The organism is Curtobacterium sp. RIT-PI-V, assembly GCF_025642935.1.
In the GTDB taxonomy this organism is placed as follows: Bacteria; Actinomycetota; Actinomycetes; order Actinomycetales; family Microbacteriaceae; genus Curtobacterium.
On record NZ_JANZKM010000001.1, the window covers coordinates 244,238 to 265,769 of the forward strand.

The 21,532-nt window shown below is 72.3% G+C and carries 19 protein-coding genes; 14 read left to right on the top strand and 5 right to left on the bottom strand.

The features are described 5' to 3' along the window. Nucleotides 1–77: 77 nt before the first annotated feature. The 3 genes from OGL88_RS01280 (at nucleotide 78) to OGL88_RS01290 (ending at nucleotide 2,843) form a co-directional block, all read left to right on the top strand. Nucleotides 78–1,016, top strand: a complete 939-nt coding sequence (locus OGL88_RS01280; protein ID WP_263089337.1) for an NADP-dependent oxidoreductase — start codon at nucleotides 78–80, stop codon at nucleotides 1,014–1,016. 107 nt (nucleotides 1,017–1,123) lie between these two features. After that, the gene (locus OGL88_RS01285; protein ID WP_111083567.1) at nucleotides 1,124–1,318 is read left to right on the top strand and encodes a PspC domain-containing protein; all 195 of its coding nucleotides are present in this window, start codon (nucleotides 1,124–1,126) and stop codon (nucleotides 1,316–1,318) included. 127 nt (nucleotides 1,319–1,445) lie between these two features. After that, a complete protein-coding gene (locus OGL88_RS01290) occupies nucleotides 1,446–2,843 on the top strand; it encodes an L-serine ammonia-lyase (RefSeq protein WP_263089338.1) in 1,398 nt (465 codons plus the stop codon). Nucleotides 2,844–2,871: 28 nt separating this feature from the next. On the opposite strand, the gene OGL88_RS01295 is transcribed toward OGL88_RS01290, so the two are convergent. From OGL88_RS01295 to OGL88_RS01315, 5 genes are read right to left on the bottom strand one after another with little or no spacing between them, the layout of a single operon-like run. Next, nucleotides 2,872–3,708: a class II fructose-bisphosphate aldolase gene (locus OGL88_RS01295; RefSeq protein WP_263089339.1), complete on the bottom strand. Its 837-nt coding sequence runs from the start codon at nucleotides 3,706–3,708 to the stop codon at nucleotides 2,872–2,874. After that, entirely contained in the window at nucleotides 3,705–4,664 is a 960-nt protein-coding gene (locus tag OGL88_RS01300; RefSeq protein ID WP_263089340.1) for a 1-phosphofructokinase family hexose kinase, read from the bottom strand. Before OGL88_RS01300 ends, OGL88_RS01295 begins: the two co-directional genes overlap by 4 nt. Then, complete coding sequence (gene nagA / locus OGL88_RS01305; protein ID WP_263089341.1) at nucleotides 4,661–5,782, bottom strand: N-acetylglucosamine-6-phosphate deacetylase; 1,122 nt, start codon at nucleotides 5,780–5,782, stop codon at nucleotides 4,661–4,663. Before nagA ends, OGL88_RS01300 begins: the two co-directional genes overlap by 4 nt. Beyond that, nucleotides 5,779–6,684, bottom strand: coding sequence for an ROK family protein (locus OGL88_RS01310; protein WP_263089342.1), 906 nt, complete (start codon nucleotides 6,682–6,684; stop codon nucleotides 5,779–5,781). The genes nagA and OGL88_RS01310 overlap by 4 nt, the downstream gene beginning before the upstream one ends. Then, nucleotides 6,684–7,562 (bottom strand): SIS domain-containing protein, encoded by an 879-nt coding sequence (locus OGL88_RS01315; protein ID WP_263089343.1) that lies wholly within the window; start codon nucleotides 7,560–7,562, stop codon nucleotides 6,684–6,686. Before OGL88_RS01315 ends, OGL88_RS01310 begins: the two co-directional genes overlap by 1 nt. Before the next feature lie 132 nt (nucleotides 7,563–7,694). On the opposite strand from OGL88_RS01315, the gene OGL88_RS01320 reads away from it, so the two are divergent. The 11 genes from OGL88_RS01320 (at nucleotide 7,695) to OGL88_RS01370 (ending at nucleotide 21,522) form a co-directional block, all read left to right on the top strand. Next, nucleotides 7,695–8,483: a DeoR/GlpR family DNA-binding transcription regulator gene (locus OGL88_RS01320; protein ID WP_165901013.1), complete on the top strand. Its 789-nt coding sequence runs from the start codon at nucleotides 7,695–7,697 to the stop codon at nucleotides 8,481–8,483. A 148-nt stretch (nucleotides 8,484–8,631) separates the two neighbouring features. Next, nucleotides 8,632–9,882 (top strand): Gfo/Idh/MocA family protein, encoded by a 1,251-nt coding sequence (locus OGL88_RS01325; protein ID WP_205463389.1) that lies wholly within the window; start codon nucleotides 8,632–8,634, stop codon nucleotides 9,880–9,882. A 23-nt stretch (nucleotides 9,883–9,905) separates the two neighbouring features. Continuing rightward, nucleotides 9,906–11,231 (top strand): ABC transporter substrate-binding protein, encoded by a 1,326-nt coding sequence (locus tag OGL88_RS01330; protein WP_263089344.1) that lies wholly within the window; start codon nucleotides 9,906–9,908, stop codon nucleotides 11,229–11,231. An 11-nt stretch (nucleotides 11,232–11,242) separates the two neighbouring features. After that, nucleotides 11,243–12,220, top strand: coding sequence for a carbohydrate ABC transporter permease (locus OGL88_RS01335; RefSeq protein WP_263055083.1), 978 nt, complete (start codon nucleotides 11,243–11,245; stop codon nucleotides 12,218–12,220). After that, nucleotides 12,217–13,077, top strand: a complete 861-nt coding sequence (locus OGL88_RS01340) for a carbohydrate ABC transporter permease (RefSeq protein ID WP_165901014.1) — start codon at nucleotides 12,217–12,219, stop codon at nucleotides 13,075–13,077. The genes OGL88_RS01335 and OGL88_RS01340 overlap by 4 nt, the downstream gene beginning before the upstream one ends. Continuing rightward, nucleotides 13,074–13,886, top strand: a complete 813-nt coding sequence (locus OGL88_RS01345) for a hypothetical protein (RefSeq protein ID WP_263055082.1) — start codon at nucleotides 13,074–13,076, stop codon at nucleotides 13,884–13,886. Before OGL88_RS01340 ends, OGL88_RS01345 begins: the two co-directional genes overlap by 4 nt. After that, nucleotides 13,883–14,089, top strand: coding sequence for a hypothetical protein (locus OGL88_RS01350; protein ID WP_111083557.1), 207 nt, complete (start codon nucleotides 13,883–13,885; stop codon nucleotides 14,087–14,089). The genes OGL88_RS01345 and OGL88_RS01350 overlap by 4 nt, the downstream gene beginning before the upstream one ends. A 48-nt stretch (nucleotides 14,090–14,137) precedes the next feature. Then, nucleotides 14,138–15,823, top strand: a complete 1,686-nt coding sequence (locus OGL88_RS01355; protein ID WP_263055081.1) for a bifunctional 3'-5' exonuclease/DNA polymerase — start codon at nucleotides 14,138–14,140, stop codon at nucleotides 15,821–15,823. Nucleotides 15,824–15,871: 48 nt separating this feature from the next. After that, the gene (locus tag OGL88_RS01360; protein ID WP_263055080.1) at nucleotides 15,872–16,672 is read left to right on the top strand and encodes a phosphatase PAP2 family protein; all 801 of its coding nucleotides are present in this window, start codon (nucleotides 15,872–15,874) and stop codon (nucleotides 16,670–16,672) included. Between the two features lie 57 nt (nucleotides 16,673–16,729). Beyond that, entirely contained in the window at nucleotides 16,730–18,322 is a 1,593-nt protein-coding gene (locus OGL88_RS01365; RefSeq protein WP_263055079.1) for a serine/threonine-protein kinase, read from the top strand. Nucleotides 18,323–18,369: 47 nt separating this feature from the next. Further along, nucleotides 18,370–21,522, top strand: a complete 3,153-nt coding sequence (locus OGL88_RS01370) for a GH92 family glycosyl hydrolase (RefSeq protein WP_263089345.1) — start codon at nucleotides 18,370–18,372, stop codon at nucleotides 21,520–21,522. The last annotated feature ends 10 nt before the right edge of the window (nucleotides 21,523–21,532 follow it).

Consider the following 21,532-nt stretch of genomic DNA (forward strand, 5'->3'; position numbering starts at 1 on the left):
GGGTCAGTCTCCCACCGTTGTCGCGATGGAGCGGTCCACGCGGACTGTTCGTGGGGCTCGGGGTACCGTCGGACGCGATGACTGAGATCCCGGAGACCATGCGCGCTGTCCGCTTCGACGAGTGGGGCGACCGCTCCGTGCTGCACGTCGCCGAGGTCCCCGTCCCCGAGGCCACCGCCGGTCGGGTGCTCGTGCGCGTCCGCGCCGCCGGCATCAACCCGGGCGAGTCGGCGATCCGTCAGGGGCTGTTCGACGGCGGGTCCTCCGACGCGCTGCCGTCCGGTCAGGGCACCGACTTCGCCGGCATCGTCGTGGCCGTCGGCGAGGGCGTCGACGGCGTCGACGAGGGCGAAGAGGTCCTCGGCTGGTCGTGGGACCGCGCGAGCCAGGCCGAGTACGTCTCGGTGCCGGCCGAACAGGTCGTGCAGAAGCCGCGACTGCTCGACTGGACCGTCGCCGGCGGGCTCGACATCGTCGCCACCACCGCTGCCGCAGCCGTCCGAGCCGTCGACCCCCGACCCGGCGAGACCGTCGTCGTGTCCGGTGCCGCCGGTGGTGTCGGCGGGTTCGTCACGCAGCTGCTGACGAACGAGGGCATCGACGTGATCGCGATCGCGTCCGAGGCGAACCACGAGTGGCTCCGGTCGAAGCGTGCACGGCCCGTCGCGTACGGCGAGGGCCTGCACGAGCGGATCACCGAGCTCGCCACCAACGGCATCGACGCCCTCATCGACACGTACGGTCCGGAGTACGTGCACCTCGGGATCGCCCTGGGTGTGCCGGTCGACCGCATCGAGACGATCATCGCCTTCGAGGCTGCCGCCGAGGTCGGTGCGAAGGCCTCCGGCAGCGCGGACACGGCCGACCCGGAGATCCTCGGCGCCCTGGCGATGCAGGTGGCGAACGGCGAGGTCGAGGTGCCGATCGCGGCGACCTACCCGCTCGACCGGGTGCAGGACGCCTACGAGCAGCTGGAGCAGCGGCACACCCGCGGGAAGATCGTGCTCATCCCCTGACGGGCGTCGGGGGCCCGGCGTCGGGGGTCGTTCGGGGGTTGTCCCCACCGTGCTCCGGGGTACTGCCCGGATGCCCTCGCTCGTCGCCGGTGCGTAGCGTCGTCCCCATGAGCACACTCTCCCGTCCCCGTAACGGCCGCATCCTCGCCGGTGTCTGCGCCGGCCTCGCCGATCGCTTCGGCCTGTCCCGGACCCTCGTCCGGATCGGCTGGGTGATCCTGAGCCTCTTCCCCGGCCCCTTGTGGATCGCCTACGTCGTCCTGTGGTTCGTGGTGCCGGCGGAGGGCAACACCCGCCGCTGATCCTGGAGGCCGAGTCTCGCGGTGAGCGACAGTTCTCGTGCTCGTGAGCCCGTGAGTTGTCGCTCAGCCCGAGACTCGGCGCGGCCAGCTCGAGACCCGGTCCGTCCGGACGGGTTAGTGTGGCGGCGTGCCGGTCTCCGTCTTCGATCTGTTCAGCGTGGGTGTCGGTCCCTCGAGCTCGCACACCGTCGGGCCGATGCGGGCCGGCGCCGAGTTCGCGTCCCTGATCGCCGGGCTGCCCGTCGCTTCCGTGGCCGTCGACCTGTACGGCTCACTGGCGTCGACCGGGCAGGGCCACGGCACCCTCGGCGCCGTGGTCGCCGGCCTGATGGGGTCCCACCCCGAGACGGTCGACCCGGACGCGATGTCGTCGGCGCTCGACGCCCTCGAACGCGACGGCCTGCTCCGGCTCGACGGTGGGGCGACCGTGCCGTTCCGGATCGCCGACATCGTGTTGCACCCCCTCACGATGCTGCCCCGGCACCCGAACGCCATGCGGCTGCGAGCCCGTGACGCGTCCGGTGACGACCTGGCTGACGAGACGTACTACTCGATCGGTGGCGGCTTCATCGCGCGCGACGGCGTTGACGACGGTGCCGAGGACGACGGCGCCGTGGTCGCGGGGGCGGCGATCCCGGTCGACGACCGCGTCCCGTTCGCGTTCTCGAGCGGCGCCGAGCTGCTGGCCGCCTGCGCTTCCTCCGGTCTGCCGATCAGCGGCGTGGCGCTCGCCAACGAGTCGGTCACCCGGACCGACGCCGACGTCCGCACCGGGCTGCTCGACATCCACGCCGTCATGGACTCGTGCGTCGAACGCTCCGTCCGCCGTGACGGGTGCCTTCCCGGCGGGCTCGACGTCCGGCGTCGTGCAGCCACGTGGTACGAGCAGCTCACGCGCGAGGACCCCGACCACGACCCGCTGTTCGCCATGGAGTGGGTGAACCTCGTCGCCATGGCGGTGAACGAGGAGAACGCCACCGGCGGCCGGGTCGTCACCGCACCCACCAACGGCGCCGCCGGCATCATCCCCGCGGTGCTGTACTACGCGCTCACCTACGTCCCCGCGATCACCGCTGCCGACCGGGACGACGCAGTCGTTCGGTTCCTGCTCACAGCCGGCGCCGTCGGGTCGATCTACAAGGAGCGCGCATCGATCTCCGGTGCCGAGGTCGGTTGCCAGGGCGAGGTCGGCTCGGCCGCGTCGATGGCGGCCGCCGGACTCGCCGAGGTCCTCGGGGGCACCCCGGAACAGGTCGAGAACGCCGCGGAGATCGCGATGGAGCACAACCTCGGGCTCACCTGCGACCCGATCGGTGGCCTGGTGCAGATCCCGTGCATCGAGCGGAACGCGATCGCGGCGAACAAGGCGATCAACGCCGCACGGATGGCCCTGCGTGGGGACGGCGTGCACCACGTGTCGCTCGACCAGGTCGTCGAGACCATGCGGCAGACCGGGGCGGACATGTCGACGAAGTACAAGGAGACCGCCATGGGCGGGCTCGCGGTGAACGTCCCGCTCTGCTGAGGACTGCGGCTGCCCGGGCCACCACCGCTCAGCCGTGCAGGAGCGTCAGCAGTCGTGCCGTCTCAGTGGAGACCGCCTCGCGCCCCGCCGACACGTACTTCCGTGGGTCGACCAGGTCGGGCCGCTCGTCGAGCACGGTGCGCAGGGCGCGGGTGAACAGACCGTTCAGATGGGTCGAGATGTTGATCTTCGTCATGCCGGCCTGCACCGCGCCGCGCAGTTCGTCGTCGGACAGCCCGGACGAACCGTGCAGGACCAGCGAGACCGGCACCGCGTCACGCAGGCGTTCCACCAGGTCGCGGTCGACCGAGGCCTCGCGGGTCTGCATCGCGTGCGAGGTCCCGACGGCGACGGCCAGGGCGTCGACCCCGGTGTCGGCCACGAACGCGGCGGCATCGGTGGGGTCGGTGCGGACACCCGGAGCGTGCACGCCGTCCTTGCCGCCCACCTCGCCGAGTTCGGCCTCGATGGCGACGCCTGCGGCGTGACACCGGACCGCGAGGTCACGGGTGGCAGCGACGTTCGCCGCGAAGTCCAGGTGCGAGCCGTCGTACATGACGGAGTCCACGCCGAGGTCGATGCCGGCGGTGACCAGGTCCGGGTCCTCGATGTGGTCGAGGTGGACCAGGACGTCGACGTCGGCGGCTCGCGCGATCGCCTGGGTCGCGGTCGTGATCGGCGCGAGCCCACCGTGGTACCGGACGCAGTTCTCGCTGATCTGCAGGATGACGGGGAGTCCGGCGCGCTCGGCCCCGGTGACGATGGCCTCGGCGTGCTCGAGCAGCACGACGTTGAACGCGCCGACGCCGCGGTGTGCCGTGCGGGCGGTGTCGAGCAGGCCCGTCAGGGCGAGGTCGGTGATCATGCTGGGGTCCTCGTTCGGTCGGGGTGGGTCAGGAAGCGGTGGACGTCGGCGGGGTCGACCTCGCCCGCCACCGGGCGCAGGACGGCCGCGGCCCCGTGGGCAGCGGCGGACCGGAGCGCTCGGAGCAGGGTGTCGTCGGCGAAGGGGGCGCCGGCGCTCTGCTGGTCACCGGCGCGGACCAGGGCACCGACCAGACCGGCGGTCGCAGCGTCGCCCGCCCCGGTCGGGTTGCCCGAGACGCCGGGCACCGCTGGGACCTCGAGCACGCGGTCCGTGGTGTGGGCGGCGATGCCGTGCGCTCCGCGGGAGACCACGACGACGCCGGCGCCGCGTTCCAGCAGCCGGAGGGCGGCGGTGCGTTCATCCGCGGCGCCGGTGGCCTCGAGCAGTTCCTCGCGATTGGGCTTGCAGACGGTGGCACCCGCGCTCGCCGCCGCCAGCAGCGCGGAACCGGAGCAGTCCACGACGCTCAGCACGCCGTACTCGTGGGCCGTGGCGACCCAGCGTGCGACGACATCGGGTGCGGCACCGCCGGGCAGCGAACCGGACACCACGAGGGCGGTGGCGTCGTGGCGGCCGAGCAGTCCGTCGACCGCTGCGGCGACGGCGTCCCACTCGGAGCAGGTGAGCACCGGGCCGGGCTCACCGAACATCGTCGGGTGGGCGACGTCGTCGACCACGGTGACGGTCGTGCGGGTCGTACCGGACACCACGACGTCGGTGTGGTCGAGGCCGAGGTCGTCGAGCGCGTCCGAGATCCAGCGGCCGGGCGTCTCCCCGAGGGGCAGGACGGCGTGCGTCGCGACACCGGTCGCCGCCAGGACCCGGCCGACGTTCAGGCCCTTGCCGCCCGGGTGCCGTGCGACGTCGAGGACCCGCTGGGTCTCGCCGATGCGCTGTTCGGCGACCCGGTACGTCACGTCGACGGCCGGGTTCGGGGTGACGACGACGATCACGAGACCACTGCCGTCGGGAGGAGGTCCCGCACCGCACCGGTGTCGGGGTCGAGGATGAGGAGGTCGGCGGGTGCGCCGACCGTGAGCGGCGCCGGCCGACCGAGCAGCCGAGCCGCACGCGTGGCGGAGGCGGCGACGACCTCGGGCACCGCGACCCCGCTCGTCAGCAGCCCGCGGACGGCGTCGGCGACGGTGATCGTGCTGCCCGCCAACGACGACCCGTCGTCGAGCACGGCGACCCCGCCGCGGACCGTGACCGCGGACCCGGCGATGGTGTGGTCACCGTCGGGGCAGCCCGTCGCCGACATCGCGTCGGACACGAGCACCAGGCGGCCTGGCGCACTCCGCTGGACGAGCCCGATCGTGGTCGGGTCGAGGTGGTGTCCGTCGACGATGCACTCGAGCAGGACGCGGTCGTCGGTCAGGGCAGCCCCGACCGGCCCCGGCGTGCGGTGGTGGAGCGGTGGCATGCCGTTGAACAGGTGCGTGACGAGCGTGGCGCCGGCGTCGATGGCGCGGCGGGTCTGCTCGGCGGTGGCGTCGGTGTGCCCGATCGCCACGACGACCCCGGCGGCGACGAACCGCGCCACGGTGTCGAGGGCGCCGGGGAGCTCGGGGGCGAGTGTCACGACCCGCAGCGCGCCGTCGGCGGCCGCCAGGTACGTGTCGACCTCGAGCGGGTCCGGGGCGTGGAGCAGGTCCACCCGGTGGGCTCCGCGGCGGGCCGGGGACAACCACGGTCCTTCGAGGTGCAGGCCCGCCAGCGTTCCGTCCGAGGTGAGCGGGCGCAGGCGCGTGAGCGCTGCGACGGTGTCGTCGGGACGCCCGGTCGCGATCGAGGCGACGAGCGTCGTGGTCCCCCGTGACCGGTGGTGCGCGGCCGCCGCTCGGGCGTCCGCTGCGGAACACGTCGCGAAGTCGTGGCCGAGTGCGCCGTGGGCGTGCAGGTCGACGAGGCCCGGCACGACGGTGCCCTCGACGGTCACCGCGGAGTCCGCGCGCGGCGGTGTGCCGGCACCGACCGCGAGCACGGTGGCGTCGTCGCCGAGGACGAGCCACCCGTCGTGCAGGTCGTGGGCGGCGGTCACGATGCGTGGCGCGCGGACGATTGTGGTCACAGCAGGACCCCGGCCTCGAGCACCCGCCGTGCGAGCAGACCTGCGCCGATGGCTCCGGCGGCGTCGCCGTGGGCGGCCGGCAGGATCTCCGGTGCGCGGACCCCGACGAGCCGCTCGGCCACCGCCGTGCGGAGCGGCCCGAACAGCAGCGGGCCGGACTCGGCGAGTCCCCCGCCGACGATGACGGTGTGGCAGCCGGCGACCGCGGTCGTCCAGGCGAGGGCGTCCGCGAGCACGGCGACGCAGTCGTCCCAGACGGCGGTCGCCACGGGGTCGCCGTCGCGCACTCGGAGCGTGGCTGCGTGCGCCGATGCCGACCCGGAGCGGCGTGCGACTCCCCCGGCCGATGCGATCTCCTCGACCCGGAGCCCCGCGTGCGGTCCGGACGGGATCAGCACCTGGCCGATCTCCCCCGCCCATCCGCCGCCGGACACGACCTGGCCGTCGACGACCAGCGCGCTGGCCAGGCCGGTACCGACGGGCACGAACGCGACCGATCCGCGGGACAGTGCCGAGTCGCCGGTGTGGGTCTCGGCGAGGGCACCGGCGCGGACGTCGTGGCCGAAGGCGATCGGGACGTCGACACCGCGTCGGACGAGTTCGGCCCGCACGAGGTCGCGGACCGGCACGTCCCGCCACCCGAGGTTCACCGCGAGGACGACGGTGCCGGCGGATTCGTCGACGACGCCCGGCGTGACGAGCCCGACGGCGTCGAGCCGACCGCGGTCGAGTGCCCGCACTGCCAGGTCGGCGACGGCGACGGCCAGTCGGAGCCCCGACGGATCGTCGCGCGGCGTCGGGACCCGGGTGTCGTCCAGGACGCGTCCGTCGGCGTCGGTCAGTCGGGCCTTGGTGCCCGTGCCGCCGACGTCGACCCCGAGCACCGCGCCTGCGCCCGCCATCAGGTGAGGATGACCGACCGCGTCAGCGAACGGGGGTTGTCCGGGTCCAGCCCGCGGCCCTCGGCCAGGGCGACGGCGAACCGGTGCACGACGACGAGGCCGGCGATCGGGTCGAGGTCGTGCTGCACGAAGCGCGCACCGGTGGCCGCGACCTCGTCGGCCAGCCCCTGCGGTGCGGCACCGAGCGACCAGACGAGCCGGCCGGGCTGTGCGATGGCGATCGGCCCGTGCCGGTAGTCCATCGCCGGGTAGGACTCCGCCCAGAACTGCGCGGCCTCCCGCGTCTTGAGTGCGGCCTCGAACGTCAGGCCGACGGCGGCACCGCGGCCCACGAACGAGACCTGCTCGGCGTCGAGCAGGTCGTCGATCGGCAGGGTCAGCGCGATCTCGGCCTGGGCGGCGAGGGCCTCGACGTCGTCGCCGATCGACGCGCGCAGCAGGGCGAGCGCGGTGGTGGCGAACCGTGTCTGCACGACGGAGCGCTCGTCGGCGAAGGGCAGTGCGACCACGTCGGCGGCGGCGGCCGCGGCGGGACTGTCCGCGACGGCCGTGATCAGGACGGTGCGCTGCGACGGCAGGGCCTGCAGCAGGTCGACGATCTCGGTCGTGGTGCCCGAGCGGCTGATGGTGAGCACGCGGTCGTACTCGCGCGATGCGGGGTACTCGGAGCCGGCGAAGGCGTCCGTGACCCCGAGGCCGGCCTGCTCACGGGCGACGGCGTAGCTCATCGCGATGAACCAGCTCGTGCCGCAGCCGATCACGGCGACGCGTTCACCGGGCTGGGGGAGCGCGTCCGAGAAGGTCGGCAGGAGTGCTGCGGCAGCGCGCCAGGTCTCCGGCTGGGAGGCCAGTTCGGCGCTCACGAAGGTGTCGGTCATGGGAGCCTTCCGGTCCGGTTCGATCCGGGTGATCGATGATCAGGAAGCGTAGCGAGCGATCGTGCGCGATGGAAGACCAAAGCGTCAATTCCGATCACCGAGCGGTCGCGATGGCACCGTAGGATTGCCGTCATGACCCCCCAACAGCGGCTGAACGCCCTGCTCGAACTGGTGAGCGAACGCGGCAACGTGTCGATCGCCGAGATCGGGGAGCTGCTGGGGATCTCGGCCGCCACGGCTCGACGCGACCTCACGACACTCGCCGACCAGCGGCTCGTCACGCGCACGCACGGCGGCGCCGCGGCGCTCGGTGCCGGCTACGAACTGCCCCTGCAGTACAAGATCGCGCGCCAGGCCGAGGCGAAGACCGCCATCGCCCGCGCCGCCGCGCGACTGGTGCAGCCGGGTGAGACCGTCGGGTTGAACGGTGGGACCACCACGACCGAGGTCGCGCGGGAACTCGGCAAGAGCGAGCGGTTCATCCGTGCCGACGGCGAGTTCGGGATCACCATCGTGACGAACGCGCTCAACGTCGGGTACGAACTGTCCGTCCGCGCCAACGTCAAGATCGTGGTCACGGGCGGGGTGGCGCGGCGGCAGTCGTACGAGCTCGTCGGCCCGCTCGTCCGCGACACCCTCGACGAGTTCGCACTCGACCTCGTGGTCCTCGGGGTGGACGGGCTCACCGGGCAGTACGGCGCCACGACCATGCACGAGGGCGAGGCCGAGGTCAGCCGGCACTTCGCCTCGGTCGGCCGACGGGTCATCGTGGTCGCCGACTCGACCAAGATCGAGCGATCGACGTTCGCCAGGATCTGTCCGCTGGACCGCATCGACGTCCTGGTCACCGACCAGCCCGTCCCGCCGGCCTTCGCAGCCGACCTCGCCAGCGCCGGCGTGGAGCTCGTCGTCGCCGACTGAGCCGACCGACGAGCGCCCGGATCCCGGGCGCGACGTTTCGATCGTGTAAAACCCTCCCGCCGTGGACCCATGAGCGATCCGTGAGCGCCTATTGTGCATTCATGATCGATTCGGCATCATGGGCGTCACAATCACGCAAGGGAGCGAGATGAGCATGGGCGTTGACAACGGGATCCTCCGCGTCGCGGTGATCGGCATGGGCCAGCGGTCCGCCATCGCGCGGCACGTCGCCGAGGCGGTCGCCGCGGACCCGGCACTGCGGGCGCAGGTCGTCGCCGTGGCGGACGTCACCGCAGCGGGCCGCGAGCGCGGGCGGGCCGAGTACCCCGATGCGCTGGTGGTCGAGCACCACCGGGACCTCACCGGCCAGGTCGACGCCGCGATCGTGACCACTCCGGACCGGACGCACGCCGAGATCGCGATCGAGCTGCTCCGCGCGGGCATCGCCGTCTACCTCGAGAAGCCCCTCGCCATCACGGTCGAGGACGCCGACGCGGTGCTCAACACCGCGGCCGAGACGGGCACCCCGCTCTACGTCGGCCACAACTTCCGCCACGCGGCCGTCGTCCGCCTGATGCGCGAGATCGTCGACCGCGGCGAGATCGGTGCGGTCAAGGCCGTCTGGTGCCGCCACTTCGTCGGCAACGGCGGGGACTACTACTTCAAGGACTGGCACGCCGACCGTGCGAACGTCAACTCCCTGCTCCTGCAGAAGGCCAGCCACGACCTGGACGTCATCCACGCGCTCGGCGGCGGGGACACCAGCCGCGTCGTCGGCATGGGGTCGCTGTCGGTCTACGGCGACGTCACCGACCGACGGGACCGCAGCGGCGAGCTGATGGGGGACTGGTTCTCCCACGACAACTGGCCGCCGCTCGCCCAGACCGGGCTGAACCCCGTCGTCGACGTCGAGGACGTCTCGATGGTGATGATGACGCTCGACAACGGCGTGCAGGCCAGCTACGAGCAGTGCCACTTCACCCCGGACTACTGGCGGAACTACACGGTCATCGGCACCGAGGGCCGCCTCGAGAACATCGGCGACACCGGCGGTGGCGTCGTGAAGGTCTGGACGCACCGTCGTGGCTGGGACACCGCGGGGGACCGCGAGTACCCGATCGACGGCGTCGAGGACGGCCACGCCGACGCCGACCTGATCACCATGACCGAGTTCCTGCGGTCCGTCGCCCTCGGCGAACCGACGGAGCTGTCCCCGATCGCGGCGCGCGCCGCGGTCGCCGCCGGTGCCCTGGCGACCCGCTCGCTGCGCACCGGTTCCGTCCCCATCGACGTCCCGCCGCTGCCGGCCGAGACGATCGCGCACTTCAGCCGGCCCGCCACACCCGCCACACGACCCGCTCCGCACCCCACCCACCCCGCCCAGACCGTCGGTTCCTGACGGCCGTGCGAAAGGACCTCCCGATGACCGCACACATCCCCGCTCGAGGAGCCGGCGTCCGCCGACTCCTCGTCGGCGCCGTCGCCGCCCTCGGCGCGGCCGCACTCCTCACCGGGTGCTCCACGTCCTCCGGGGCGTCGAGCTCCGGCGGCGACTACACCGCCGCCGCGAAGGACACCAAGGCGAACCTGACGTACGCCGTCTGGGACGAGAACCAGGTCAAGGCGATCAAGGCCAACCTCGAGGGCTTCAACGAGGAGTACCCGGACATCAAGGTCAGCGTCGACGTCACGCCGTTCGCCAACTACTGGACGAAGCTGCAGACCCAGGGCTCGAGCAACACGCTTCCCGACCTGTTCTGGATGAACGGCCCGAACTTCCAGCTGTACGCGGCCAACGGCAAGCTCGCGCCGATCACCGGCGAGGTCGAGGCCGGCGACATCGACCCCGCGAAGTACTCGAGCGCGCTGAACGACCTGTACACGTACGACGACACCCAGTACGGCGTGCCGAAGGACTTCGACACCATCGGCGTCTGGGTCAACAAGGCCCTGTTCGCGAAGGCCGGCATGGACCTGCCGTCGAAGGACTGGACCTGGGACGACTTCCAGAAGACCGGCGCCGAGCTCAGCGAGAAGCTCGAGGCCGACGGCGCGTACGGCGCGGCCGGCGGCATGGACGGCCAGACGACCTACTACGACACGATCTTCCAGGCCGGGGGATCCGTCGTGAACGCGGACGGCACGAAGTCCGAGTACGACTCGAAGGCATCGGAAGCGGGCCTGCAGTTCTGGACGGACCTGATCGACTCGGGCGCTTCGCCGTCGATCAAGCAGCTCACCGACACCACCGCCGACCAGTGGTTCACCTCGGGCAAGCTCGCGATGTACCAGGGCGGCAGCTGGTTCCGCTCGGCCCTGACCGGCACCGCGATGGAGAAGGACATCGTCGTGTACCCGCTGCCGAAGGGCAAGGAGCAGGCGACCGTCATCCACGGTGTCTCGAACGTCGTGTCCGAGGCGAGCAAGAACAAGGCCGCGGCGCAGGCGCTCCAGGTCTACCTCGCCGGCAAGACCGCCCAGCAGCAGCAGGGCGACATGGGCGCCGTCATCCCCGCCTACGAGGGCACGCAGTCCGCCTTCACGAAGACGATGCCGGACGCCGACCTGCAGGTGTTCCTCGACGCCGTCGACTACGCCAAGCCCCTGCCGGTGTCGAAGAACACCGCCGCGTGGAACACCCTCGAGACCAACCTCCTGCCGAACGCCTTCGACGGTTCGACCCCGGTCGACGACGTCGCGAAGCAGCTCGCGCAGAAGATGGACGCCGCCCTCGCCAAGGAACAGTGAGTCCCGAGCCGATGACGATCAACACCGAGCGGCCGCCGGCCGCCTCCACCCCCGCCCGGACGACGCGTTCGTCCGGGCGGGGCGCCCCCGGCCCGACGGCCGGCGGCAAGCGCGCACCCCGACGGACCGACGGCTGGTGGCCGTGGCTGTTCGTCCTCCCGCTGCTCATCGGCGTCGGCACCTTCTACATCTGGCCGATCATCCAGACGTTCTGGTACTCCTTCACCAGCTGGGGCGTGTTCGGCGGTGCGACGTTCAGCGGTGTCGCGAACTACGTCCGCCTCGCCGGTGACCCGCAGCTGTACCAGTCGCTGCTCAACACGATCGTCTACACGGTCATCGTGCTGGCCGGCATCCCGATCGCGGTGTGGCTCGCCAGCCTGCTGAACACCCCGGGCCTGCGGTTCGCGCAGTTCTACCGGGTGCTCTTCTTCCTGCCCTACGTCGCCATGCCTGCCGCGATCGCCCTCGTCTGGCGCATCATGTTCAACGGCGACTACGGCATCGTGAACTGGTTCATCGGACTGTTCGGCATCGACGGTCCGTACTGGATCTCGACGCCCGGGTTCGCGCTCGTCGCGGTGAGCTTCGTCGGCCTGTGGTCGTCCCTCGGGTTCTCGATGATCATCCTCGGCGCGGGCCTCAAGGACATCCCCCCGGAGCTGTACGAGGCCGCCGAACTCGACGGCGCGAGCCGCTGGCGGCAGTTCCGCTCCGTCACGGTCCCGCTGCTCAGCCCGAGCATCTTCTTCGTGGTCATCGTCACGACGATCTCGAGCTTCCAGCTGTTCGACCTGCTCTACGCCATCCTCGGCAGCACCAACCCGGTGATCCCGAAGACGATGTCGCTCGTCTTCTACTTCTACAGCGCTGGGTTCATCGACAACGACAAGGGCTTCGCGGCTGCGATCGCCATGGTGATCATCCTGCTCATCGGCATCGTCACGCTCGTGCAGTTCCGCGTCCAACGGAAGTGGGTGCAGGCATGACCGCAACCGTCACACCGCCACGGGCAGCACGACGGCCCGGTCGTCGTGGCGGCAGCCACTGGTGGATCCACGTCGTCCTCGGCGTCGGCGGCTTCGCGATGGCGTTCCCGTTCGTGTGGCAGATCATCATGTCGCTGTCCACGAACGCCCAGGTGCAGTCCGTCACGCCGACGTTCTGGCCGGGGGAGCTGCAGTGGCAGAACTACGCGCAGGTGTTCGAGCGTCTGCCGTTCCTCAGCCAGCTCGGCACGTCCGTGTACGTCACGATCATCCGCACCCTCGCGCAGATCGTGCTCTGTACGCTCGCCGGCTACGCCTTCGCCCGCATGCGGTTCCGCGGCCGGGCGATCCTGCTCGCGATCGTGTTGTCGATCCTGCTCGTGCCGTCGCAGGTCTACCTGATCTCGCAGTACCAGATCGTGCAGGGGCTCGGATGGCTCGACACCCTGATGGGGATCGTCGCGCCGGGCCTGTTCAGCGCGTTCGGCACCTTCCTGATGCGGACGGCGTTCCTGAACATGCCGCCCGAGCTCGAAGAGGCTGCGCGCATGGACGGCGCGAACCCGTTCCAGACCTTCTGGCGGATCATGCTGCCGCTCGCACGTCCCTCGATCAGCGTGCTCGCGATCACGACGGTGCTGTGGTCGTGGAACGAGCTGCTCTGGCCGCTCGTCGTCTCGACCCGGGCCGAGGACATGCCCCTCGCCGCAGGACTCGCGACGCTGTCGAGCGACCGGACGATCGACTACCCGGTGCTCATGGCCGCGAGCCTGATGGCCATGGCCCCGGTGCTCATCATGTTCATCGTCCTGCAGCGGCGGGTGATGGACGGGCTCGCCTCGTCCGGTCTGAAGTGACCGCCGACACCCCCGGCCAGGAGGCCCGTCCCGCCTCCGTCGCGGTCCTCGCCGCCGCCGTGGGGTCGCCGGACGACTCCGCCACGGTGGCGGCCGCACTGGCCGCCACCGTGGTCGACGCGGAGCCCGCCCAGCGGGACGCCCTGCTGATCGCCGCGTTCCGCGCGTCCGTGCCCGGCAACGCCGCGGCGCTCGAGGCGCGGGGACTCCCGCGCAGCCTGGCTGAGGCGTCCGTCGCCGACGTCGACCGGAAACTCGACCGGTACGGCCTGCGTGGCACGGGGGTGGACTGGCTCGTCGCGGTGGCGACCGGTCGCGTGGTGGCCGTGGGGCGCCTCCAGTACGAACTCGGCGACCACCTGCCGGACGGCCAGCCGGCCTACGGTGTCCACGTCCCGGAGACCGGGCCGCTCGATCCGGACGCCTGCGACCGGTCATTCGCCCGCGCGCCGGAGGTCCTGCGGGCTCTCGCACCGGCGCACGCCGCCGAACGGTGGCAGTGCCGCTCGTGGATCCTCGACCCCGGTCTGGCCACGGTGCTCGGTCCCGACGCGAACCTGGTGCGCTTCGCGCGACGGTTCCGGCTCGCGCCACCCGGCCCGCACGACGCCGCCGAGGGGGACGAGAGCGTGGCGAAGTTCGTGTTCGGTGTGCCGTTGGCCACCGCGCGGGCCTCGAACGCGTCCGGTCGTCTGGCCCGGGCGGTGCTCGACCGGTGGGCGGCGGGCGCGCACTGGACCGAACGGACCGGCACCGCGCCCCGTCGTCTGATCGCGCGCAGCGGTCAGCGCGTACCGTGCAGCGCATGACGAAGCCCGACCACGACCACCTCGACGACGGCGTGGACATGACGTTCGAGGAACGACGCCAGGACACCTTCCGACGCATGTCCGGGTCCGACGCGCACGACGCCGACCCCCGGGTCGAGGTGTCCCGTGCCGAGGACGGCGACGTCCGCATCGACGTCGCCGACACCGCAGCCGTGCGCCCCGGCGGTCCGAAGCGCGCCTGATCCGTCACCCCGTCAGCCGGTGACGGTGGGGCACGGCATGATCGTTCCGTGCACCTCGTCCTCCGCCGCGTCGACGGCGGCGTCCTCGCGACGCCCCTGACCGACGCGGGGACCGCTGCCGGCGAGCCGATGCGCGTGGACGAGTCGGGCCTCCCGACCTTCGTCGCAGCGCACGACGCACCGGGCGTGCGCTGGGTGTGGGACGACACCGCACGCTGGTACCCGGCCGTGCTCGCCGCCGGCGGACGCGTGGGCCGCTGCGTCGACCTGCGGTTGTGTCGGCGGATCCTGCGTGCAGCGCTGGCCGCGCGCGGGTCCGCACTCGCTGCGGCACCGGCGGACGCGCTCGACGCTCCGGTGGCGGAGGCTCGGGTCCTCCGGCCGACGCAGGCCCAGCTCTTCGACGACGCCCTGTTCACCGCGTCGGTGCCGGACGACGACGTCGACCCGGTTGCCGAGTTCCGGGCACAGCTCGCCGCGGTCGCGGGGTCGACGTCGCCCGGTGCCCTCCGCCTGCTGACGACGGCGGAGTCCGCCGGAGCCCTCGTCGCGGCGGAGATGCTGCACGCCGGGCTGCCGTGGCGTGCCGACGTGCACGAGCGACTGCTCGAGGAGACGCTCGGGCCGCGCGTCCCCTACGGCGTGCGGCCGCGGCGGCTCGAGGAGATCGCCGCCGTCGTGCGCGAGCGCCTCGACGACCCGACGCTCAACCCGGACTCACCGGCCGACGTCCTGCGCTCGCTGCGCCGTGCGGGGCTCATGGTGACGAGTACCCGCAAGTGGGAGCTGCAGGAGATCGAGCACCCCGTCATCGAACCGCTGCTCGAGTACAAGCGACTCGCGCGGCTCCTGACGGCGAACGGCTGGACGTGGCTCGACGACTGGGTGCGCGACGGCCGGTTCCACCCGAAGTACGTGGTCGGCGGCGTCGTCACCGGACGCTGGGCGGCCGACGGCGGGGGAGCGATGCAGCTGCCGAAGGGGATCCGCGGGGCGGTCATCGCCGACCCGGGCTGGAAGCTCGTCGTGGCCGACGCTGCGCAGCTGGAGCCACGCGTGCTCGCCGCGATGGCCGGTGACCGAGCGATGGCCTCGGCGGGCGACGGACGTGACCTGTACGACGGCGTCGTGGCCTCGGGCGCCGTCGAGACCCGGCAGCAGGCGAAGGTGGCCATGCTCGGCGCGATGTACGGCGCCACCCAGGGTGAGGGCGGTCGGCTCGTCCCGCGCCTGGTGCGGGCGTTCCCGCGCGCGCTCGACCTGGTCGAACGCGCCGCTCGCGCGGGGGAGCGGGGCGAACCCGTCACGACGTTGCTCGGACGGACGTCGCCCGTGCCGGAGTCGTCGTGGTTCGAGGCGCGGAACCAGGCCTACACGGTCGAGGGGACCCCGGCGATGCAGCGTGCCGTCGAGTCGCGGGCGCGGAGCTGGGGGCGGTTCACCCGGAACTTAGTGGTGCAGGGGACCGCGGCCGAGTGGGCGCTCGCGTGGATGGGGTCGTTGCGGTCCCGGCTCACCGCGCGGTTCCCCGGGGCCGTGACGGACGGCCCGCACCTGGTGTTCTTCGTGCACGACGAGATCGTGGTCCACGCGCCGGAGGAGCACGCCGAGTGGGTGGCGACGCAGATCCGCGAAGCCGCGGTCGATGCTGGTCGGCTGTTGTTCCAGGACTTCCCGGTGACGTTCCCGCTGTCAGTCGCGGTGGTGGGGGCGTACTCCGAGGCGAAGGACTGACCGGTACCTGCCTCGGCGGTTCCCGGGCGCTTCGGGCAGGGTGGACGGATGGACACCGAACGCGGGGACGCCGCCGACCGCACCGTCGGCGAGGTCGACCTCACCCGCTGGCGCACCCGCGCGGGCCGGGCGACCGCGCAGGGGTGGACCACGCTCGGCCACCGGTACGGCGCGATGCCGCTCCTGCTGCTCACGCTGGCCGTCGGGATCGGCATCGCCGTCGTCGCGACCTGGCTCGCGTCAGAGGTCTACGACGCCGTCCGCGAAGCCGACGACGTCGCGGTGCTCGACCGTCCGGTGCTCGACTGGGCACTCACCCTCCGGTCGCCCGTGGGGGATCGCCTGGTCACGTGGTGGACCGACATCGCCGGCACGATCGGCATGCCCATCGTCGCCCTCGGGTTCCTGGTCGGGTTCACCGTCCAGCGTCGGGCGTGGACCCCGTTGGTGCTGCTCGTCGCGGCGAGTGGCGGCTCGCTGCTCATGACGATCGCCGGCAAGGACCTCATCGGTCGGGCGCGTCCGCCGCTCTCCGACGCGGTGCCGCCGTACGAGCACTCGCCGTCGTTCCCGTCCGGCCACACCCTCAACGCGACGGTCATCGTGGGGACGATCGTGTACCTGCTGCTCCTGCGGCAGTCGCGGGTCGTCACGCGGGTGTGGACGATCGTCGTGGGGACCCTGTTCGTGCTGTCGGTCGGGGCCTCTCGGGTGTTCCTCGGGCACCACTGGCTCACCGACGTGCTGGCGGCGTGGGCGCTCGGGCTCGCCTGGCTCGCTCTCGTGATCACGGCGCACCGGCTGTACCTGACGGCGCTCCGCCACGGCGCCGAGCCCACCCCGGACTGAGCCGGGTGCGGGACCGACGGCAGAGGCCCGTCAGCCGCTACCGGTAGGTTGCCCCGCATGGAAGAACGGGTCTTCGGCGGCAGGTACCGCGTCACGGGCACGCTCGGACACGGTGGCATGGCGTCCGTGTACCGCGCGGTCGACGAGCAACTCGGCCGCGAGGTCGCCGTCAAGGTGTTCCGCATCGGACCGGTCGACCACGGTGAACGCGCCCGAGCCGAGTCGGAGATCCAGACCCTCGCGACACTGCGGAGCCCGGCCCTCGTCACCCTGTACGACGCCGCGCTCGACGACGAGGACGGGGACTCGTACCTCGTCATGGAGCTCGTCCCCGGCAGCGACCTCGCCACCCGACTGCGCGAGGGACCGCTCGACCCCACGACCGCGGCCCGTCTCGGCTCGCAGGTGGCCGACGGGCTGAGCGCCGTGCACGCGCAGGCCATCGTCCACCGCGACGTGAAGCCCGCCAACGTGCTGCTCGAACGCGACGGCACCCACGTCAAGCTCGCCGACTTCGGCATCGCCCTGCTCCGTGACGCCTCGCGCGTGACCGGCACCGGCACCGTGATGGGGACGGCCGCGTACCTGGCGCCGGAGCAGGTCCTCGCGCAGGAGATCACCGGCAAGGCCGACGTCTACGCGCTCGGGCTGGTGCTGCTCGAGTGCATGACCGGCAAGACGCCGTTCCCGGGCAGTGCGATCGAGTCCGCGACCGCGCGGCTGACCCGCAGCCCGGAGATCGACCAGCACCTGCCGACGGCCTGGCGCACGCTCCTGCACGTGATGACCGCGCAGGACCCGTCCGAGCGCCCGAGCGCGGCCGAGGCAGCCGAACGACTGCGCGCCCTGGGCCGCGACGAGCCGTCCACCGCCACGCAGCTCCTGCCCGGCGGGCCCGGAACACTCACGGCTGCCGCGGCCGGCGCTGCCGCAGCCGGTGCCGCCGCCGCAGCCACGGCTCCGATGGCCGCGCACGCGGACGACGCGACCCGCGTGATGCCGGCGAGCGGCGCCTCCCGTCCGGGTGGACAGCCTGGTGCGGACGACGCGACCCGCGTGATGGACGCCCAGCAGCCGAACGTCGCGGACGACGTGTCGACCACCGTCCTCGGTGCCCAGCGTGGCACCGGCGGCCCGACCGGCGGTGGTGGTGGCGTGCCACCCGCGGCCCCGCCCGTCCGCCCGGGCGCGGGTGACGACCCGGCGCAGCGCGAGAAGCGGCGCAAGGGGCCGATCATCACGGCGATCGTCGTGGTCGTCCTGGTGCTGATCGGCATCGGCGTCGCGGTCTTCGCCCTGAACGGTGACGGCGACAGCACGCCCGCACCGACGGACTCGACCTCGACCGCACCGCCCGAGGACCAGCCGAGCGAGGACCAACAACCGAGCGACGAGCAGCAACAGCCGAGCGAACCGGCCGAGCAGCAGCCGTCCGAACCGGCCGAACAGCCGTCCGAGCCCGCTGAGCAGCCGAGCGAGGAACCAAGCGAACCGGCGCAACCGACGCAGGACCCGCCGGTCGGTCCAGAGCCGAGCAGCCCGGCGTCCAACCCGGTGCAGCAACCCCAGGACGGCACCGGCGCGGCGGACACCGCCGTCGACTCCGGGCCCGGCAAGTCCGAGAACGCCCCCGGGCAGAACAAGGGTTGACACGCCGAGCGTTTTCGTCCAGACGCTGGACCAAATACGCTGGTCCCGTGCGAGAACTGCAACGGAGCGGTGGGCCGACGACGGCCGTCGCGGCGCGGAACGGTGTCGGCTTCGGATCGTCGGAGGGGTGGCTGGTCGAACGACCCGCGGGCGACGGCGCCGTCGTGGCGATCGTCCCCGGCTCCGGAGGCCGGGTGGTCGCACCCGGCGACGAACTGTCGTGGGTCTGGTTCCCGGAACGCACGCTGCCGCAGGGCGCAGCCGAGCCCACCGAGGCGGACCTGCCGCACTTCTGGGACGCCACGGCCTTCGCCGTCGACGTCGTCTTCACCGACGGCACACGACTGAGCGAGCACGCGGCCGCGCACGGCGGACAGGCTCGCGACCAGTACGGCGACGCGCTCACGCCCGAGGCGCAGGACGCGGCCCGCAAGCAGTGGGTCGACCAGTGGAACCGTCGCGCGGTGGACCTCACGCCGTTCGCGGGGCTGGTCGTCGACCGACTGGAGGCCCGGCTCGGCTCCGACACGCAGCCGTCGGGCGCCGCCGGGGAGCGTCCAGCCCTGCGCGGCTGGCTCGACGACGTCCGGATCGCCCCGGCACGCCCGGCACCGACCACGCCGCTCGACCACGTCCGCACGACCCGTGGCACCCAGGCGTCGTCACGGTTCTCCCGCGGCAACAACGCGCCGCTCGTCGGCATCCCCCACGGCGGGGTCTTCGGCCTGCCGATGACCGACGCGTCGAGCAACCGGTGGCCGTACGCCTACCAGGAGCACGCGCGCACCGACGCCGACGGACGGGTCCGACCGGCGATCCAGGCCTTCGCGACGAGTCACATCCCGTCGCCGTGGATGGGGGACCGCGGGGTGTTCCAGGTCATGCCGTCGCCGCTCGACGCCCCCGACGTCGACCGGGCAGCCCGCGCGCTCGGCTTCGACCACGACGACGAGATCGACGCTCCGCACCGGTACCGGGTCGCCCTCGACCAGGGTGTGACGGCCGAGATGACCGCGGGGGAGTTCGCCCTCGGCTTCCGGTTCACCGGTACCCGCAGCATCGTGCTCGACCACCACGGGTGGGTTTCCGACGTCTCCGTGAGCGTGACCGACGGCACCGCCGTGGTGGAGGCCCTGCTCGACGACCGCCCCGGCACCCCGCCGCACCACGTGCACGTCCGGGTCCCGCACGTGACCGCGGACCACACGAGCACCGGCGAGCACGAGCTGCGCGGCTGGCTGGCGGTGGACGGCACCGGTGTCGTCGACGTCCTGCTCGGCATCTCGACCGTCTCCATCGAGGACGCCCGCGCGAACCTCGACGACGCCGGCTCCTTCGACGCCATGTGCACCCGCGCCGAGGCGCTCTGGACGGAGAAGCTCGCGACCCTCTCCTTCGACGGAGCCACCCCGGACCAGCTGACGAGCCTGTACTCCGGCCTGTACCGGCTGTTCCTCTACCCGAACCGTGCCGGCGAGACCGCCCTGACCGGGGCACCGCACCACCGCTCCCCGTACGGGGCCGTCCTCGCCGACCCGATCCGCGACGAGCCCGGCCCGGAGGTCGTCGAGGGGCCGTTCACCACCACGAACGGGTTCTGGGACACCTACCGCACCGCGTGGCCGCTCCTCGGGCTCCTCACCCCGGAGACCGCCGGCGAGCTCGCGCAGGGCTTCGTCGAGCACCACCACGACGGCGGGTGGACCCCGCGCTGGAGCGCCCCCGGCGCCGAGGACTGCATGACGGGCACCACGAGCGACACCGTCTTCGCCGACCTCGCGGCGAAGGGCGTCACCGGGTTCGACCTCGCCGAGGCGTACCGGAGCGCGGTGCGGAACGCGACCGTCCCGCCGCGCGACGAGCGCGTCGGACGCAAGGGGAGCCTCCCGGGCGCCTTCCGCGGCCACGTCGACACCGCGACGTCCGAGGGGATGTCCTGGACCCTGGACGCCGCCATCAACGACTGGGGACTCGCGGTGATGGCGGGGCTGCTCGCATCGCGGGCGGCGACGCCCGCCGACCTGTCCCGGTACGAGGCCGAGGCGGAGTGGTTCGCCCGGCGGTCCCTGCAGTACCGGCACGTGTTCGACTCCGAGCGGGGCTTCTTCATCGGGCGCGACCCCGACGGCTCGTGGCGGGTCGGCACCGAGTTCGACCCGCGCGACTGGGGCGACGACTACACCGAGACGAACGCGTGGGGCACGGCCTTCACCGCTCCCCACGACGGTGCCGGCATCGTGGACCTGCACGGCGGACCAGCCCGGTTCGACGCCGCACTCGACGCCTTCTTCGCGACACCCGAGACCGGCGCGACCGTCCGCTCCGGCGCGTACGGCTTCCCCATCCACGAGATGACCGAGGCCCGCGACGTCCGGATGGGCATGCTCGGCCTGTCCAACCAGCCTGCGCACCACATCCCGTTCTTCCCGATGTTCACCGGTCGGCACGACGACGCGCACCGCATCGTCCGCGAATCGCTGGAGCGGCTGTTCGTCGGCTCCGACCTCGGCCAGGGCTACCCCGGCGACGAGGACAACGGCGAGATGAGCGCCTGGTACGTCTTCGCGACGATCGGCCTGTACCCCCTGGCGCCGTCCACGGGCACCTACGTGCTCGTGCCGCCGTCGGTCCGCAGGACGGCGCTGCACCAGCCGGGAGGAACGCCCACCGTCATCGAGGTCGCCGACGGTTCCGCAGGCGCGTACGTGGCGTCGGTGACGGTCGACGGCTCGCCCTGGACATCGGTGAGCATCCCGCACCACGTGGTGGTGTCGGCGTCGCACATCGTCTTCACGCTGTCCTCCGAACCGCAGGGCTGGGCATCGGACACCCGCCCCGTCTCGGCGTCCGAGGTGCACGGCTACCGGGACGCCCCGGTCGACCTGCTGCCCGTCGGGGCGTCGCCGCTCACGGATGACACCGGGCGCACGGTCACGGCGCTCGCCGCGGGGGAGTCGGTGTCGTTCGACGTGGACTGCCCCGCAGCGTCGTTGTACACGGTGACGGTGGCGACCCCGGGTTCGTACTCGTGGCAGGTGTCCCTCGGCGAGACGGTCACGGCGGTCGACGGTGCCGAGTTCACGTGGGCCGGGCAGACCCGGGTGTTCCGGATCATCGGCGGCGGTTCGTCGTTCGTCTTCACCGCTGGCACCGACGTCGCCCTGACGCAGCTCGAGCTGATCGCGGCGGACGGTGCCTGACCTCGACCGC

Coding starts and splice junctions, on each gene's coding strand:
- OGL88_RS01280 (WP_263089337.1), top strand. CDS start 78: ATGACTGAGATCCCGGAGACCATGCGCGCTGTCCGCTTCGACGAGTGG.
- OGL88_RS01285 (WP_111083567.1), top strand. CDS start 1,124: ATGAGCACACTCTCCCGTCCCCGTAACGGCCGCATCCTCGCCGGTGTC.
- OGL88_RS01295 (WP_263089339.1), bottom strand. CDS start 3,708: ATGATCACCGACCTCGCCCTGACGGGCCTGCTCGACACCGCCCGCACG.
- OGL88_RS01310 (WP_263089342.1), bottom strand. CDS start 6,684: ATGGCGGGCGCAGGCGCGGTGCTCGGGGTCGACGTCGGCGGCACGGGC.
- OGL88_RS01315 (WP_263089343.1), bottom strand. CDS start 7,562: ATGACCGACACCTTCGTGAGCGCCGAACTGGCCTCCCAGCCGGAGACC.
- OGL88_RS01320 (WP_165901013.1), top strand. CDS start 7,695: ATGACCCCCCAACAGCGGCTGAACGCCCTGCTCGAACTGGTGAGCGAA.
- OGL88_RS01325 (WP_205463389.1), top strand. CDS start 8,632: ATGAGCATGGGCGTTGACAACGGGATCCTCCGCGTCGCGGTGATCGGC.
- OGL88_RS01330 (WP_263089344.1), top strand. CDS start 9,906: ATGACCGCACACATCCCCGCTCGAGGAGCCGGCGTCCGCCGACTCCTC.
- OGL88_RS01335 (WP_263055083.1), top strand. CDS start 11,243: ATGACGATCAACACCGAGCGGCCGCCGGCCGCCTCCACCCCCGCCCGG.
- OGL88_RS01340 (WP_165901014.1), top strand. CDS start 12,217: ATGACCGCAACCGTCACACCGCCACGGGCAGCACGACGGCCCGGTCGT.
- OGL88_RS01350 (WP_111083557.1), top strand. CDS start 13,883: ATGACGAAGCCCGACCACGACCACCTCGACGACGGCGTGGACATGACG.
- OGL88_RS01360 (WP_263055080.1), top strand. CDS start 15,872: ATGGACACCGAACGCGGGGACGCCGCCGACCGCACCGTCGGCGAGGTC.
- OGL88_RS01365 (WP_263055079.1), top strand. CDS start 16,730: ATGGAAGAACGGGTCTTCGGCGGCAGGTACCGCGTCACGGGCACGCTC.